The 14,896-nt window shown below is 73.6% G+C and carries 16 protein-coding genes and 1 pseudogene; 5 read left to right on the top strand and 12 right to left on the bottom strand.

Features of this window, described 5'->3' with window-relative positions; genetic code table 11:
- Window positions 1-4: 4 nt before the first annotated feature.
- A complete protein-coding gene (locus MF406_RS05100; RefSeq protein ID WP_242897688.1) occupies window positions 5-1,249 on the bottom strand; it encodes an extracellular solute-binding protein in 1,245 nt (414 codons plus the stop codon).
- Window positions 1,250-1,695: 446 nt separating this feature from the next.
- A complete protein-coding gene (locus tag MF406_RS18855; protein WP_305852966.1) occupies window positions 1,696-3,618 on the bottom strand; it encodes a transposase in 1,923 nt (640 codons plus the stop codon).
- A gap of 188 nt (window positions 3,619-3,806) precedes the next feature.
- Here MF406_RS18855 and MF406_RS05080 point away from each other — a divergent pair, with 188 nt between their 5' ends.
- The gene (locus tag MF406_RS05080) at window positions 3,807-4,484 is read left to right on the top strand and encodes a carbonic anhydrase (RefSeq protein WP_371744602.1); all 678 of its coding nucleotides are present in this window, start codon (window positions 3,807-3,809) and stop codon (window positions 4,482-4,484) included.
- Window positions 4,485-4,539: 55 nt separating this feature from the next.
- Here the strand turns inward: MF406_RS05080 and MF406_RS05075 are convergent, their stop codons facing one another.
- The 3 genes from MF406_RS05075 to MF406_RS05065 form a co-directional block, all read right to left on the bottom strand.
- Window positions 4,540-5,583 (bottom strand): PHP domain-containing protein, encoded by a 1,044-nt coding sequence (locus MF406_RS05075; RefSeq protein WP_242896900.1) that lies wholly within the window; start codon window positions 5,581-5,583, stop codon window positions 4,540-4,542.
- A gap of 79 nt (window positions 5,584-5,662) precedes the next feature.
- Window positions 5,663-7,090: a PhoH family protein gene (locus MF406_RS05070; RefSeq protein WP_371744601.1), complete on the bottom strand. Its 1,428-nt coding sequence runs from the start codon at window positions 7,088-7,090 to the stop codon at window positions 5,663-5,665.
- Between the two features lie 260 nt (window positions 7,091-7,350).
- Window positions 7,351-7,794 (bottom strand): helix-turn-helix domain-containing protein, encoded by a 444-nt coding sequence (locus tag MF406_RS05065; protein WP_242896899.1) that lies wholly within the window; start codon window positions 7,792-7,794, stop codon window positions 7,351-7,353.
- Between the two features lie 81 nt (window positions 7,795-7,875).
- On the opposite strand from MF406_RS05065, the gene MF406_RS05060 reads away from it, so the two are divergent.
- Both MF406_RS05060 and MF406_RS05055 read left to right on the top strand, forming a co-directional pair.
- Window positions 7,876-8,181 carry a YciI family protein gene (locus tag MF406_RS05060; protein WP_242896898.1) on the top strand — a complete coding sequence of 102 codons (306 nt, stop codon included), beginning with the start codon at window positions 7,876-7,878 and terminating at the stop codon, window positions 8,179-8,181.
- Window positions 8,178-8,723, top strand: coding sequence for a pyridoxamine 5'-phosphate oxidase family protein (locus MF406_RS05055; protein WP_242896897.1), 546 nt, complete (start codon window positions 8,178-8,180; stop codon window positions 8,721-8,723). Before MF406_RS05060 ends, MF406_RS05055 begins: the two co-directional genes overlap by 4 nt.
- Before the next feature lie 44 nt (window positions 8,724-8,767).
- Here the strand turns inward: MF406_RS05055 and MF406_RS19020 are convergent, their stop codons facing one another.
- Window positions 8,768-8,878, bottom strand: a complete 111-nt coding sequence (locus MF406_RS19020) for a HepT-like ribonuclease domain-containing protein (RefSeq protein WP_371744652.1) — start codon at window positions 8,876-8,878, stop codon at window positions 8,768-8,770.
- 165 nt (window positions 8,879-9,043) lie between these two features.
- On the opposite strand from MF406_RS19020, the pseudogene MF406_RS19015 reads away from it, so the two are divergent.
- Window positions 9,044-9,196, top strand: a pseudogene (locus MF406_RS19015) (nucleotidyltransferase); the annotation flags it as partial.
- Between the two features lie 308 nt (window positions 9,197-9,504).
- Here the strand turns inward: MF406_RS19015 and MF406_RS05045 are convergent.
- The 5 genes from MF406_RS05045 to MF406_RS05025 form a co-directional block, all read right to left on the bottom strand.
- A complete protein-coding gene (locus MF406_RS05045; RefSeq protein ID WP_242896895.1) occupies window positions 9,505-9,858 on the bottom strand; it encodes an MmcQ/YjbR family DNA-binding protein in 354 nt (117 codons plus the stop codon).
- Between the two features lie 233 nt (window positions 9,859-10,091).
- Complete coding sequence (locus MF406_RS05040; protein ID WP_242896894.1) at window positions 10,092-10,367, bottom strand: ribbon-helix-helix protein, CopG family; 276 nt, start codon at window positions 10,365-10,367, stop codon at window positions 10,092-10,094.
- 278 nt (window positions 10,368-10,645) lie between these two features.
- Window positions 10,646-10,864: a GNAT family N-acetyltransferase gene (locus MF406_RS05035; RefSeq protein WP_242896893.1), complete on the bottom strand. Its 219-nt coding sequence runs from the start codon at window positions 10,862-10,864 to the stop codon at window positions 10,646-10,648.
- Window positions 10,865-11,448: 584 nt separating this feature from the next.
- Window positions 11,449-11,949, bottom strand: a complete 501-nt coding sequence (locus MF406_RS05030) for a hypothetical protein (RefSeq protein ID WP_242896892.1) — start codon at window positions 11,947-11,949, stop codon at window positions 11,449-11,451.
- A gap of 187 nt (window positions 11,950-12,136) precedes the next feature.
- A complete protein-coding gene (locus tag MF406_RS05025; protein WP_242896891.1) occupies window positions 12,137-12,898 on the bottom strand; it encodes an isoprenyl transferase in 762 nt (253 codons plus the stop codon).
- A gap of 401 nt (window positions 12,899-13,299) precedes the next feature.
- On the opposite strand from MF406_RS05025, the gene MF406_RS05020 reads away from it, so the two are divergent.
- Complete coding sequence (locus tag MF406_RS05020; RefSeq protein ID WP_242896890.1) at window positions 13,300-13,992, top strand: hemolysin III family protein; 693 nt, start codon at window positions 13,300-13,302, stop codon at window positions 13,990-13,992.
- Between the two features lie 129 nt (window positions 13,993-14,121).
- On the opposite strand, the gene MF406_RS05015 is transcribed toward MF406_RS05020, so the two are convergent.
- Window positions 14,122-14,475 (bottom strand): ribbon-helix-helix protein, CopG family, encoded by a 354-nt coding sequence (locus tag MF406_RS05015; protein WP_242896889.1) that lies wholly within the window; start codon window positions 14,473-14,475, stop codon window positions 14,122-14,124.
- Window positions 14,476-14,896 lie beyond the last annotated feature (421 nt).

The raw sequence follows: 14,896 nt of genomic DNA, 5'->3' as shown, positions 1-14,896 counted from the left end.
GTGGTCATAGCAGGCTCTCCCCTCGAAGCACGGCGGTGATGAGGCTGGTCGCGTCCGCCGTGCTGGCGTCCGGGTCCACGTCCGACGGCGGGTGCCAGGTCTGCTGCAGGCCGAGGGAGACCTCGTTGTACCGGGGCGTCTGCGGGCGGGGCACCGCCTGGTCCAGGGAGTCGCGGATGGTCTCGGCCATCGGGAACTCCTCGCTCACCCGCGGGTCCTCGTAGGCATCGATCGCGGAGGGCGGGTTGCCGTTGGTGACGAAGTACTCCGCCTGGTTCTCCGGCTGGACGATGCAGGCCACCGCGTCGTAGGCGAGGTCGGTGTGCCGGCTGAAGGCACCGACGCCGAGGTTGATCCCGCCCACCGGCGGGGCGGCGTCGGTGCCCTCGGCCACCTGCGGGTAGATGGCCCAGCCGATGTCCTCCAGCAGCTCGGGGTTGGACGCCGACAGCGCGGGCCAGACGAACGGCCAGTTCACCATGAACGAGCCGCTCTCCCCGGCGAAGAGGTTCATCGACGCGTTCTCGTCGGCGGTCGGCAGGCCCGGCCCGCCCAGCTGCTCCCGGCCGATGGTGCCGATGATCTCCGCTGCGGAACGGCCCGCGTCGGAGTCCAGGCCCAGCTCGACCTCCTCGGCGGGGGCCTCCGGGTTGTCGATGATCTCCCCGCCGGCGGAGGCGACCAGCGCGTTGATCCACACCGTCAGCGACTCGGCCTTGGCGCCCTGGACGCCGAGGAACTTCCCCTGGTCCCGGGCGGCCTGGATGACCTGGTCCCAGGTGACCGGCTGGCTCATGTCCAGCCCGGCCGCCTCGGCCACCGACTTGCGGTACCAGAGCAGCTGGGTGTTCGCCCAGAAGGGCACGGTGACGAGCTCGTCGTTCCACATGGCGCTCTCGACGGCGCCCTGCACGACCCCCTCGGTGTCCTGCAGGTCCTCGGGCACCGGGGCCAGGAAGCCCGGCTCGGCGAGCTCGGGGATGAACGGCGGGTCCAGGCTCATGATGTCGATGGAGGCGTCCGAGGCCGCCAGCCGCCGGGCGAGCTGCTCGCGCTGGGAGGCGGCGTCCCGCGGCAGCAGCGCCGTCTCGATCCGGTAGGCCCCGTCCGCTTCCTCCGTGCACTGCTCGGCGAGCGCCGCCTGGCCGCCGTCGTCGGGGTTGATGTACCAGGTGAGGGTGGGCGGCCCGGACTCCGCCGAGCACGCCGCCAGCGTGGTCGCGAGCGCCAGCACCAGCCCGGCACCCATCAGTCTGCGTCGTCGCACCTGGGCTCCCTCGTCGTCGTCTCCGCCGTGTGAGATAGGAAACACCCGACCGAGGAGGAACGCATCTCGGACGGGTTCCGTCCCGGCGCCGGGCCGGGGGCGGTGGACGGCGCCCGGGGGGGCGCCCGGCCGGGGGCCGGCCCTGGTCGTCCCGGTCAGCCTCGCCGGACTCGGCGCGCTACTGCCGACGGGCTCACCGGTTGACCAAAACCACCTCCGGAGGCGGTCTCGTGCCGATCTCGTACATTTTCACCTCCGGGAGCCTGTTGTCCTTTGGCGGCGGTCGCGCGGGGGCCTGGTGGCGGGATTTTCGGACCAGCGGCTCGGTGAGCCGGGCCGAGCGTGTGCTGGACGCCCTGGGGGGACTTCGGGGGCTGTGCGGGCGGGTGGGGGCCCTGGCGGGGGTGTGGGGGTGCCCCTGGTGGGGGTCAGGCGACCTGGAGCTGGGCGGTGGTCACTCCCTTGGCGAGCAGGCGGAGCAGGTTGGTCACCCCGGCGGCCAGGGAGAGCTCGGACTGCACCGCTGCCAGGCCGCGGCGGGAGAACCGGCGCAGCCCGCGGCCGTCCTTCAGCCAGGCGTTGGGGGCTTCGATCAGGTGGGACCGGCGCCGGTAGGTGGCGAGCCCGTCGGGGGTGCGCAGCCGGTGGTTGACCTTCTCCCGGGCCGACGCACCCTCCGGTGGTGGACCCTCGGCCGGGTTCGTGGTGGCGCGGGCGGACAGGCGGCGGCGCTTGCTGTCGGCGATCAACCGGTCCGGGCCGGGTGCGGTGAGGTTCTCGTTGGAGTCATACCCCGCGTCGGCGAGCATCGTCCCGATGGTCAGGTCCGTCCGGCCGGTGCGCTCGGCGATGGTGGCCAGGGTGGTCTCGACCGCGTCCTTGGTGGGCAGGAACTGGCGCACGTCGGTGGTGTCCTGGGTGGCCCGGGCGGTCAGGATGAACACGTCCTCGCTGGTGGAGGTCTGGCAGTTCATGCCCTGGACCCAACCGTCGCGGGTCTTCATCAGCCGGGAGTCCGGGTCGGTGAGGTTGGCATACACCTTCTCCCCGGCGTTCTCCCCGGCCGGGCCGCCGGCCTGCGCCGCCGCCCCGGCGCCAACCTTCTCAGCGTCTGCGGCCTGCTCCGTGCCGGCGCCCGGCGCCTGGCCGGCGTCGGCGGTCTGCTCCGTGCCGGCCCCGGTGGCGTTGCCGGCGCCGGCGCCTGGGGCCCGGTCCTGATCGGTGCCGCCGGCCGTGTCCTGACCAGCGGTCACGAGGCCGCGGGCGGCCAGGGCCGCCTGGTAGGCCACCCAGGCCCGACGGACCCGGCAGTGCTCGTCCGGCGGCAGCGGCGGGCGTCCCCTCCTGACCACCCCGGCGGCCAGGTCGCCCTGGTAGGCCTCGTACCGGGCCGCGGCCTGCGCCCGCGCCCGCTCCCACCGGGCCCTGGCCACGCCGACCGGGTCCACCCCCTTCGGCGGGTGCCCGCACAGCGGGGCCCCCTCCGCCTGCGCGCTCTGGTACTCCTCGGCCCGCTCGACCGTCTTCTCTGCCCGCTCGGCCGTCTTCGCCGCCTCGGCCTCGGCCTTGCGGCGGGCGGCGAGATACTTCTCGGCCCGCTCGGCGGCCCTCGCCGCCTCCGCCTCCGCCTCCACCTTGCGGGCGGCGGCGCGCTTCTGGGCCCGCTCGGCCTTCTTCTTCTCCTCCGCCTCGGTCTTGGTGCGGCGGGCGGTGATGACGTCCAGCGCCCGCTGGATCCGCCCACCCCGGTCGGTCCGGTCGGTCACCGCCTCGGGCAGCTCGTCCCCGCGCTTGTCCGGACCGAACAGGGCGTCCTCCTCCGCGTCCGTGGCGCCGACCCGGCCGACGTAGTCCTCCGCCATCTTCCGCAGGGTGGCCTCGCTGCGGTTGGCGCCCCTGCTGGCGCTGGCCTGGATCTTCGTCCCGTCCAGAGCCACCACCCCCATCGAGAGCATCCCCAGCTCGGCGGCCAGCACCAACGACTCGGTCAGCAGACCGGTCAGCGCCTCCTCGTGGCGCTGGCGGAACCGGGCCAGCACCGTGTGGTCCGGGACGTCCTGGGCGCAGATCACCCGGAACGCCACATCCGTGTGGCACAGCCGCTCGATCCGCCGCGAGGAGGACTCCCCCTGCGCCATCGCGTACACGAACAGCGTCAGCAGCATCTCCGGGTCATACCCCCGCCGACCCACCCCACCCAACCGGGCCTTGGCGTGGAAGGCGGTGGTGTCCATCCGCTCCACCGCCGCGATCAAGAACCACACCAGATGCTCCGGCGGCAACCACTCACGCATGTCCGGCGGGAGCAAGAACTCCTGGTCCCGATCCACCACCCGGTACGTCCTGGCCATACCCCCGATCCTCCCGGCAGCGCCCAGGCCGGCCGGCAGACACGCCCAGGCCCGCGCCAGCCCAAAAAGCAACAGGCTCCCGGAGGTGATCCTCGTCAGGGGGTCCGGTCGCCTGTCCACAGATGCCGCCCGGGCGGGCGGTGTCGGCCCTGGTCGTCACGGGCGGCCCGGTGCCCGGGCGTGGCAGCATGCACGCCGTGACCGACGCGACCGACACGACAGCGCTGTCCCCCGCCCAGGCCTGGGAGCGGCTGCGGGCCGGCAACGCCCGCTTCGCCGCCGGCGAGATGGTCCACCCCGGCCAGGGCGCGGACCGGCGCGCCGAGCTCGCCCACGGCCAGCACCCCGGCGCGGTGCTGCTCGGCTGCTCGGACTCCCGGGTCGCCGCGGAGGTCCTCTTCGACCAGGGCCTGGGCGACCTCTTCGTGGTCCGCACCGCGGGGCACGTGCTCGACCCGGCGGTGCTCGGCTCGGTCGAGTACGGCGTGGAGGTCCTCGGCACCCCGCTCGTGGTCGTCCTCGGCCACGACCGGTGCGGCGCGCTCGCGGCGGCCACCGAGGCGCTGGTGTCCGGGACGATGCCCGGCGGGTTCGTCCGGTCGGTGGTCGAGCGGGTGCTGCCCTCGCTGCTCGCCGGCCCGGGCGGCCGGCCGGCCCGGGAGCCCGGCCGCCGGGGCTTCGACCTGCCCGACGACGACGAGCTGCGCCGGATGCACGTGCGGGCCACCGTCGAGGCGCTGGTGGACCGCTCATCGGCCCTGGCGGCCGCCGTCGCCGAGGGCCGGTGCGCCGTCGTCGGCCTGGAGTACGCCCTGGCCGAGGGGACGGTCGCCGTCGTGCACCACCTCGGCCCGCTACCGGTCTGACGGCGCCGGCCGAGGTCGGTCTCGCGGCCACGTCCTGACCGCCGTCAGCGGCCGGTCAGCGACCCGCCCACGCCGTCACCCGGTCCACCGGCCAGGTGGTGACGATGCGCTCGGCGGGCACGCCGAGCCGGCGGGCCCGCTCGGCGCCGTAGGCCTTCATCTCCAGCTGGCCGGGGGCGTGCGCGTCGGAGTCGATGCTGAACAGGCAGCCCGCCGCCAGCGCCTGGCCGATGAGCTCGTCCGGCGGGTCCTGCCGCTCGGGCCGGGAGTTGATCTCCACCGCGACGTCGTGCGCGGCGCAGGCCGCGAAGACCTCCCCGGCGTCGAAGGTGCTCGGCGGCCGGGTGCCGCGCCCGCCGGTGACGAGCCGGCCGGTGCAGTGCCCCAGGACGTTGACCCGGGGGTTGGCGACGGCGGCCACCATCCGCCGGGTCATCGGGCCGGGCGCCATCCGCAGCTGGGAGTGCACCGAGGCGGTGACGACGTCGAGCCGGTCGAGCGTCTCCGGGGTCTGGTCCAGGGCGCCGTCCTCGAGGATGTCGACCTCGATCCCGCGCAGCACCCGGACCTGCCCGGCCCAGGTCGCCTCGACCTCCGCCACGACGCCGAGCTGGCGGGCCAGCCGCTCGGCGCTGAGCCCGTTCGCCACGGTGAGCCACGGGGAGTGGTCGGTCAGCGCCACCCACTCGTGGCCGGTCTCGACGGCGGTGAGCACCATCTCCTCGATCGGCGCCCCGCCGTCGGACCAGTCCGAGTGCATGTGCAGGTCCCCGACGACGGCGGCGAACAGGTCCTCGCCGCCGGTGGCCAGCGGCACGGCGGCGGCCTGGAGCTCGGCGAGGTAGTCCGGCACCTGCCCGGCCAGGGCCTGGGCGACGACCCGGCCGGTGGACCGGCCCACGCCGGGCACGTCGGTGAGCGTCCCGGCGGCGTCGCGGCGGCGGACCTCCGGCTCGCCCAGCCGGCCCAGCGCCGCCGCGGCCCGGCGGAAGGCCTCGGCCTTGTAGCTGCTGGCGCGCTGGCGCTCCAGCAGGTAGGCGATCCGGCGCAGCGCGGCGAGCGGCGGGACCGGCGCGGTCAGCGGGTCGAGGGTGTGCACGACGCCGAGCCTGCCCACGCCCCGGCGGGCCCGCAACCAGCCCGGGCGGCCGGGGTCCGCACGGGCCGCCGTCGTCCGGTCAGGGCTGGAGGCCCTCCAGCAGGTCGGTCACCAGGGCGGCGACCGCCGAGCGCTCGGACCGGGTGAGGGTGACGTGGGCGAAGAGCTCCTTGCCCTTGAGCGCCTCGACCACGGCGGCGACGCCGTCGTGCCGGCCCACCAGGAGGTTGTCCCGCTGGGCCACGTCGTGGGTGAGGACCACCTTGGAGCGCTGCCCGATGCGGGACAGCACGGTGAGCAGGACGTTGCGCTCGAGGGACTGGGCCTCGTCGACGATGACGAACGCGTCGTGCAGGGACCGGCCGCGCACGTGGGTCAGCGGCAGCACCTCGAGCATGCCGCGGGCGAGGACCTCCTCCAGCACCTCCGGCGCCACCAGCGCGCCGAGGGTGTCGTGCACCGCCTCGGCCCACGGGTTCATCTTCTCGGCCTGGTCCCCGGGCAGGTAGCCCAGGTTCTGCCCGCCGACGGCGTACAGCGGCCGGAAGACGATCACCCGGCGGTGCTCGCCGCGCTCCAGGACCGCCTCCAGCCCGGCGCACAGCGCGAGCGCGGACTTGCCCGTCCCGGCCCGGCCGCCGAGGGAGACGATGCCGATGTCGGGGTTGGTGAGGTGGTCGATGGCGATGCGCTGCTCGGCGCTGCGCCCGCGCACGCCGAAGACCTCCCGGTCCCCGCGCACCAGGTGCACCCGCCCGTCGGCGGCGGTGCGGCCCAGCGCCGAGCCGCGCGGGGAGTGCAGGACGACGCCGGTGTGGCCGGGCTGGTCCGCCAGGTCCCCGGGGGTGGCCAGGTCCGCGACCGGCACCGCCCCGGCCGACCACAGCTGGGCCATCTCGGACTCGGTGAGCTCCGCCGTCGTCATCCCGGTGTAGCCGGAGTCCACCACCTGCTGGGCCCGGTACTCCTCGGCGGCCAGGCCCACCGCGGCGGCCTTGACCCGCATCGGCAGGTCCTGGGCGACGACGGTGACGTCGTGGCCCTCGGCGGCGAGGTTGGCGGCGACGGCGAGGATGCGGGTGTCGTTGTCGCCCAGCCGCAGGCCGGCGGGCAGCGCCTGGTCCGAGACGTGGTTGAGCTCGACCCGCACGGTGCCGCCGTCGTCGCCGACCGGGACCGCCGCGTCGAGGCGGCCGTGCCGGGTGCGCAGCTCGTCCAGCAGCCGCAGCGCGGCGCGGGCGAGGTAGCCGAGCTCGGGGTGGTGGCGCTTGGTCTCCAGCTCGGTGATGACGACGACGGGCAGGACGACGTCGTGCTCGGCGAACCGCAGGATGGCCCTGGGGTCGGCGAGCAGGACGGAGGTGTCCAGGACGTAGGTGCGCAGCGCGGTGCCGGTGGGCTCGGGGACGCCGAGCTCGGCGGCGACGGCGGCGCCCGGGTCGGGGCCGGGGGCGGCCGGGGTGCGGCCGGCGGTCCGGGGGGCGCTGGGGGTGGGGGCGATGCTCACTGCTCCTCCATCAGGCGCCGACGGCGCCGTCTCGGCTGGCCGTCGCGCGCTGCGCACGGCCGGGCAGGGGATGCGGTGGCCCGGCCCGGCGAGGGCCGGCGGCCCCCGTCCTGCGCAGCGAGCTGCGGCATGGGCTGGACCTCCCGGAGGACGGCCGGTATGCCGTCCGTCACCTCGGACGCTACGGCCTCGGCGCGTGGGTGGCGGCGCGACACACCGGCGGGGGTGCCGCCGGCCGCCGGGCCGGGGCCTGGCGGGGGCTAGGCGGCTCCCGCCGGTCGGGGCTCGGCCAGGCCGTTGGCCCGGCGGATCCGGGCCAGCACCTCGGCCTCGCGCTCCGGCCCGCCCTCCTGCAGGTCCCGCGCGAAGGCGGCGAGCTCGGGGTCGGGGTGGAGGTGGCGCAGCGAGAAGGCCGCCATCGCCAGCAGGACCGGGAAGAGGTCGAGCGCCGTCTCGGTCAGCCGGTAGTGGACCTTCTGCTTGTGGCCCGGGACCGGTTCGCGGGTCAGCAGGCCGGCGCGGGTGAGCTTGTGCAGCCGGTCCGCGAGCATGTTGGTGGCGATGCCCTCGGGTGAGCCGGTGTGCAGCTCACCGAAGGTGTGCCGGTCGGCGAACATCACGTCGCGCAGGACCAGCAGGCTCCAGCCGTCGCCCAGCAGCTCCACCGCCAGGTTGACCGGGCATCCGGATCTCGGCCGTTCCACATCCACTCCCTCAAACCACTTGCAACTACCAAGGAGTATGGCTAGCGTCTCTGCCACTTGCAAACTACAAGTGGATCGGAGATGGCGATGCGAGTGCTGCTGCAGTACCTGGCCGGTGAGGTGCCCGAGGCTGAGCGGGCCGACAACGTGGCCGCGCTGTGGGCGTGGGTCGACGACCTGGCCGCCCGGCCCGAGCACGTCCTGACCGTCGCGGTCGGCGAGGGGGTGCGGGTGAGCGCCGACGGCGTGGGCCCGGCCGCCGGCAGCGTCTTCGGGGTCAGCGTGGTGGACGTCGCGGACCTCGACGCGGCCACCGCGCTGGTGCGGGACTGGCCCGAGCTGGCCTACGGCGGCGCGGTCGATGCCCGGCCCGAGCTCGTCCGATGAGCCCGAACGCCGACGGCGGCCGGGCGGGATCCGTCGTCGCAAGCCCCCTGAAGGAGGTCGCGAGCAGCACCCTGAAGCAGGGCGACCTGGGCCTGCTCGGGACCGAGCAGGCCCAGGCCCTGCTGACCTCGCGGGTGCCGGCCCGGGTGGCCTACGTCGCCGCGGACGGCACGCCGCGGGTGTTCCCCACCCACTTCGTGTGGGACGGGCACGAGGTAGTGATGGGGACCTATGCCGGGGCCTTCAAGATCGCCGCGCTGCGTGCCCGGCCCGTGGTGGCGATCACCATCGACACCGAGGGATTCCCGCCCACGGTCCTGCCGCTCCGTGGCCCGGCGTCGGTCACCGACGTGGACGGCATCGTGCCCGAGTACGCCGCGGCGATGCGCCGCTGCGTCGGCGATGAGACGGCCGACGAGCTCCGCGCCGAGGCCGACGAGCCCGGCCTGCGCATGGCACGCATCGCGGTGCGCCCGACCTGGGTCGGGCTGCTGGACTTCCAGCGCCGCCTGCCGGCCGCCGTCGGCGGCATCCGGCCCTGACCGGGCTCCGGGCCGTCGGTACGGATTGGGTCGATGCCCGGCGCTCAGCCGATCTCGTCGAGCAGCGGCGCCAACTGGTTGTCGACAATGTCGCGGATCATGTCCGGGTCGACCCGGAAGTACTCGTGGACAAGAACGTTGCGGAGGCCGGCGATCGAAGGCCCCGGCTACACCCCCGATTGTGAACAGCCAAGAAAGGGGCTGGATCCGCTCATGACGAAGATCGACGCCCTCGTCGCACCGCTGACGAAGTCGGACGAGGCGGCCTGAGCCGACATCCGCCGTGGCCCGTCGCGGCGGCTCGCCGGTATCCCGGAGACATGCCGAAGACCATCGGCACGCCCGAGACGCTCGCCCTGCGCGAGCTCCTCGAGGCGCGCCGCGACGAGTTCCAGACGCTCCTGGACAAGTACGCGGCGACGAATCCGAAGCTCTTCGGCTCCGTCGCGCGCGGCACCGCTCAGGCCGGCAGCGACATCGACATCCTCGTCGAGATGAACCCCACCGATGGAAACCTGCTCATGCGGCCTCCGGACTCATGGAGGAGACCCGGGCCCTGTTCGGCCGCGACGACATCGACGTGTTCCCGGTGCAGCTGCTCAAGCGGTCGATCTCGGCCTCGGCCCTCGAGGGCGCGGTCACGCTGTGAGCCGTGGGCCCGACCAGAGGATCTCCGACATCTGGTTGTGCCATCGAACGCCTTGCGGGAGACGTCGAGCGGATCCGCCGACTGGCCGCCCGCAGCGAGGTCGCTTGAGCCCCGACGGTATCCGCGTCGTGCTCACATCAGGTGGCGAAGCTCCCAATCCCGGCGCAGCCGAACGGGCGCCGTGATGCGCCAGGCATCGACCACGAGCTCGGCGAGCTGGTCTTGGTCAACGAGATCCAGCTGAACGAGTATGGAACCGTGGTTGTCGTAATGCGGGGTGGTGAAGAAGGCGGGGTCTTTCGTCGCGAGCAGCGCTTCCTTCTCGCTCAGGTCGCACATCAGCACCAGGGCGCCCTCGGCCTCGGTGCGGAGGCGTGCGAAGCTCCGTCCGGCCACCGTCAACGAGGGTGCTGAGCGGTTCCATGTCGACTCTTCGACGCGCGGCAGCTTTGACGCGATTGCGACGACGTCTTCCCAGGTTGCCACGGCGACGGCTCAGCTCCCTCCGGGGGTGGGTGGCGCCATCTTGCCAGAACGTCCAGCCGTAGCCCCAGGGGTTGCGGATGGTAAAGGTCCGGAACATTGGCTGGCCTACCGGTGGGTCAACCGGAGCATCGGTCGCCTGCGCGCCGGTGTCAGGAGGAGGAGGCCCTCCTGCGGACACTGCTCCGTCGGAGCCTGAGCAGGCGAAGCTCCGTTCAGTCTCGGGGCCGGGGTGTTCAGCCCGCCCCCAGGTACAGGCTGATGGCGCGGCGGATCGCCTCCGAGACGCTGATCCGCTCCTCTGCCGCGCGCAGCAGCAGTGTGCGCTTCAGCTCCGGGTCGAGGCGGACGGACTCCACCGAGGGTGCAGCCGAGCTGATGGGTGGGCGGCCGCCGCGACGCCGCTGGATCTCCTCGACGTCGTAGCCCCGCTCGGCCTCGTCGGCCATCGCCTCCACCGCCTCATCGCTGATCGAGGTGCCGTCCGCCCTGGTCCCGTGCGTTGCCTCCATGGCCACCGCCCTCCCGGTAGCAGTCGTCGGTACTTCCTTCTCATCGTCATCGCATCGACGACCGCGGGACCTTGCGGCCGGTCCAGCACGACCAGCTCCAGCAGGTTCCCCGCTCTGTCAGGGCCGAGGACCGCGTCGCGCATGGGTCCTCGCCGATCTCGTCGATCGCCAGGGCACCCCGGAGGGCATGCTGAAGGTCCTCTTCCGCGACTCCGTGGCGGAACCCCGAAGCGAGGACATCCGCATGGAAAACGTACTACGAGACAGTTCCACCGAGCTCAGCGCAGGTGCGGTGCCGCGGGACGCACCATCGCGGTGGAGTCCGGGGCGGTGAAGCCGAACCGCTCGTACAGCCGGTGGGCGTCGCCGGTGAACAGCACCCAGCGGAAACCGCGGCCCGGGCCGTCGTCGATCATCCGCTGGACGAGCCGCTTGCCGAGGCCGCGGCCCCGGTGCCCGGGCAGCACGAACAGGTCGGCGAGGTAGCCGAACGCCACCCGTCCGAGACTGCCCGGGCGAAGCCGGCCTGGTCGCCAGTGGCGGCGTCGTAGGCACCGACGACGCGCCACGCTGAGTCGAGCTGGACCTCCAGATCGGCCCTTGTGCGCCACCTGCCCCAGTACGCCTCGGTGGACAGCCATCGCCACACGACGTCGCGCTGCACCCGGGCCGGGTCGTCGTCGAGCTCGTAGTCCATCGCACCATCCTGACCCCGGCCGGTACCGCTCGGCCGGGCCGCTGGCCGCGCCGGACCGGCGCCGGCCGCGAGGCGGCTCCATCGATTCGGGCTGTCACGCCGTTGGCCCCGCGGATCTGGACCAGCGCCTCGGCTTGGCACTCCGGTATGCCTGCCTGCAGGTCTCACGCGAAGGCGGCGGCAGGCAGCGATGTCGCCCTGCCGAGGCCCGGACCTGCCCAGGCTCTGCTGGACCTCGGGCACCGCCCGCCGGCCGCCGTCGGCGGCATCCTCCTGATTGGCTGGCGGTGTTCCCGAACGCGGCGGGGGAAGACCGTGCGGCCCACGTGGAGCCAGGGAACTGCTCGTGGCCGCGTGGGCCTGCCGAGCGCGAGGTCCGCCAGGTCAATGGTTCTGGAGCTCTTCACGGGCGACCCGGCGAGCGATGCCCTCCACTTCCGCTACCGATACGCCGGGCGGGCCCTGCTGCACGGCCTGGCGCAGCAGCCGCCGCACGAGTGCGGAGGTCGGGATGTGCTCCTCGCTGGCTCGTTGACGAAGCTGCTGGTCGAGCCTTCTGTCGATGCGCAGGTGCATCGGCACGTCCAGCGCGGCGGCCTTCTCGACCGCTTCAGCCTCGGCGGCCTCGGCTTCCTCACCGGCGACCTCCGCGCGGATCGCATCGTGGCGCTGGGCACGGTCCTGCTCGAGCCCCTCGACGATCGAAGACGCGTCGACACCGAGGTCTGGAAGGTCACCCGTCATCTCCGGACCGTCAGCTCGGCGAGACACGTCGGAGAGCTCCCGGACGGCGACCGCGCTGACGGTGGCACCGTCACGATCGGCCAGGCGCTGAAGCCTGCGCACCACGTCGTCGGGCACGTTCCTGAGGTACAGCGTCCCCATGCCGCAGAACGGTAGCAAGAAGCAGTCAGCGCCAGGCGGACGGACTCCGCGAGGACGCCGCGGAGCCGATCGGTGCATGGCCGCCGCGGCACCGCTGACCGCTGGTCTTCATCTCCGTCGCCCTCGGCTTCCTCGTCGGCAAGACGCGGGGAAGCGTCAACCGGGTGCAGCAGCAGAGCCCGACCGGTCAGCGGCCGAGGCGCCGCTCCCGCTGGGCGTAGTCACGCAGCGCCCGGAGGAGGTCCAGGCGACGGAAGTCGGGCCAGTAGGCCTCGCAGAAGTAGTACTCGCTGTGCACCGACTGCCAGAGCAGGAACCCGCTGAGACGCTGCTCGCCGGAGGTGCGGATGACGAGGTCGGGGTCCGGCTGGCCGCGGGTGTACAGGTGCTCGGTGATGTCGTCGACGCCGATCTCGGCGGCGACCTCGGCGATCGTCTGCCCGGCGGCCGCGCGCTCGGCGAGCAGGGACCGCACCGCGTCGGTGATCTCGTGCCGGCCGCCGTACCCGATGGCCACGTTGACCTGCATCCCGTCGACGTCGTCCGTGTCGGCGGCCGCGACGGCGAGGCGGTCGGCGATCGCCGTCGGGAGGAGGTCGGCGGAGCCGACCACCCGCAGGCACCAGCGGCGGGCCTGCGCCAGCTTTTCGACGGCGGCGGTGATGATCTCGAGCAGCTCGGCGACCTCATCGGGGTCGCGCTGCAGGTTGTCGGTGGAGAGCATCCACAGCGTGACGACCTCCACGCCGGCGTCCTGCGCCCAGTGCAGGAACTCGGAGATCTTGTCCGCTCCCCGCCGGTGCCCGTGCGCGACGGGGGTGCCGACCCCGCGGGCCCACCGCCGGTTGCCGTCGAGGATGACGCCGACGTGCCGAGGGACGCGGGCGCGGTCGATCTCGCTGAGCAGCCGGCGCTCGTAGAGCGGGTACAGCAGGTCCCGGACGTGCATCGACCCCTCGTTCGCTCGGTTCCGCGCCGCCTGGTCCGGGCCCGGCGCGGGCGACGACGCTGGGGCCGAGGGTACCGCCGCGGGCGCACCGGTCCGTGCCCGCCGGGGGTCATGTCCGGGCCTTGGCCACGCGTCCCCGTGGTCGGCTGCGCGGCGGCCCCGGGCCGGAGAGACGGCCAGAGCTCGTTCGCTGGTGCGGCGCCGGCGCCGGGACCGGCCGCGAACCTACGCTAACGTAGGTTCCGCCGTGGCACGGGAGGCCGGGCCGCTCGGCGCCCCGCGCGCCGCCCGCCGGCGCGTGGAGCGGACGCTGGCCGCGCCGCTCGCGCCTGCCGCGCCCCGGCCGCCGGCGCCGCCGTACCCGTCGCCCGGCGTTCCCGCCCCGCCTCCCGGGAGGTCCCATGGCCACGCCCCACCCCCAGGCGCCGTCGCCCGGTGCCGTCGACGCCGTCGTGGCCGCGGTCAAGCCGCGGCTCCGCGGCTGGATCCACCTGGGCACCGCCCCCCTGGCGCTGGTGGCCGGCCTCGTCCTCGTCGCGCTCGGGCAGACGCAGCCGGCGCGGGTCTCCTCGGCGGTGTTCGTCCTGTCCGCCGTCATCCTGTTCGGCTGCTCCGCCCTCTACCACCGCGGGACCTGGTCGCCGCGGGCGGCCGCGGTCCTGCGCCGGGTGGACCACTCCAACATCTTCCTGCTCATCGCCGGCACCTACACCCCGCTGGCGGTGACCCTGCTGGACCGCCGGCTGGCCACCGTGCTGCTGACGATGGTGTGGACCGGGGCGCTGGTCGGCATCCTCATGCGGACCCTCTGGCTCGGCGCGCCGCGGTGGCTCTACGTGCCGATCTACCTCGCGCTCGGCTGGGTCGCGGTGGGCTTCCTGCCGGCGTTCTGGCGCTCCGGCGGCCCGGTGGTGGTCGGGCTCGTGGTGCTGGGCGGGCTGGCGTACACCGTCGGCGCCATCGTCTACGGGATGAAGCGGCCCAACCCCTCCCCCCGCTGGTTCGGGTTCCACGAGATCTTCCACGTCTGCACCGTGGTGGGCTTCGTCTGCCACTACGTGGCGGTGTCGCTGGCGGCCTACCAGGCCGGGTAGCGCGGCTGGGCGGTAGCGCCGGCGCTCTGGTTGCCGGAGCCGCTGCCGGGACGGCCGCACCTACCCGAGGGATGACGCCCTCACCGCCTTCCTTTGGCCGAGATCGCGGGATCGATCGACGGCGGTGTGTCAGCTGGCCTTCTGGTTGCTGAGGTACTCGGCCAAGGCGGCGCGGATGACATCGGAGACGCGCCGGCCCTCAGCCCGCGCTCGAGCGGCCAGGGCGTCATTCATGTCCTTGGGCAGGCGGACCTTTCGTGCTGGGGAGTGCTCCCCAGGCCGGGCGCTGGGGTCCAGGGGAGGCCTGCCGCCCAAGGCGCGCTCGAGGCCCGCGCGGCCACCGGCAGCCTCCTCGAGCATCGCCCGTACCCGTGCGCGGCCCTCGGTGCTGCCCCGGTCGATCTTCGTATCAGGTCCCAGCTGGAGCGCCTCGTCGCTCTCAGCCCAGGCGGCCAGGGCCTCGTAGTCCTTCTCACTCCTCATCGTTCTCTCCTTCGGCATCGAGCAGGGCCAGGAACTTCCGTCGGGCCGGCATGACGTGGAAGATCACCACATCCCGCGGGGCACCATCTCGGCCATCACCTCGAGCAACGGCCCGCCTGGTTGGCGGGGCGGGCCGATGAACAGGTCCGGTCGCCCAGCGCCGGCCCGCCGGGGCTCGTCGAACTCGCGAAGATGCAGGTAGTAGTGCAGTACGGCATGCAGCGCGTCCTGGTGGTCGACGCCATGCTTGTCGGCGCTGTCGGTCCACCGATCGCCACTCGGTTAGTGTACTCCACAACAGGGATTTGGAGTACACAAGTCGGCCTAGTAAGGACCTCAGTCCGGGAGCTCGCAGGAAGATGGCGGCGTGGGCCACCTCCGGCGGATCCGGCTCCAGGTCAAGCCCGTGGTCCCCCGACAG

The organism is Georgenia sp. TF02-10 (genome assembly GCF_022759505.1).
Classification (GTDB): domain Bacteria; phylum Actinomycetota; class Actinomycetes; order Actinomycetales; family Actinomycetaceae; genus TF02-10.
This window is presented reverse-complemented; position numbering and strand designations above follow the sequence as displayed.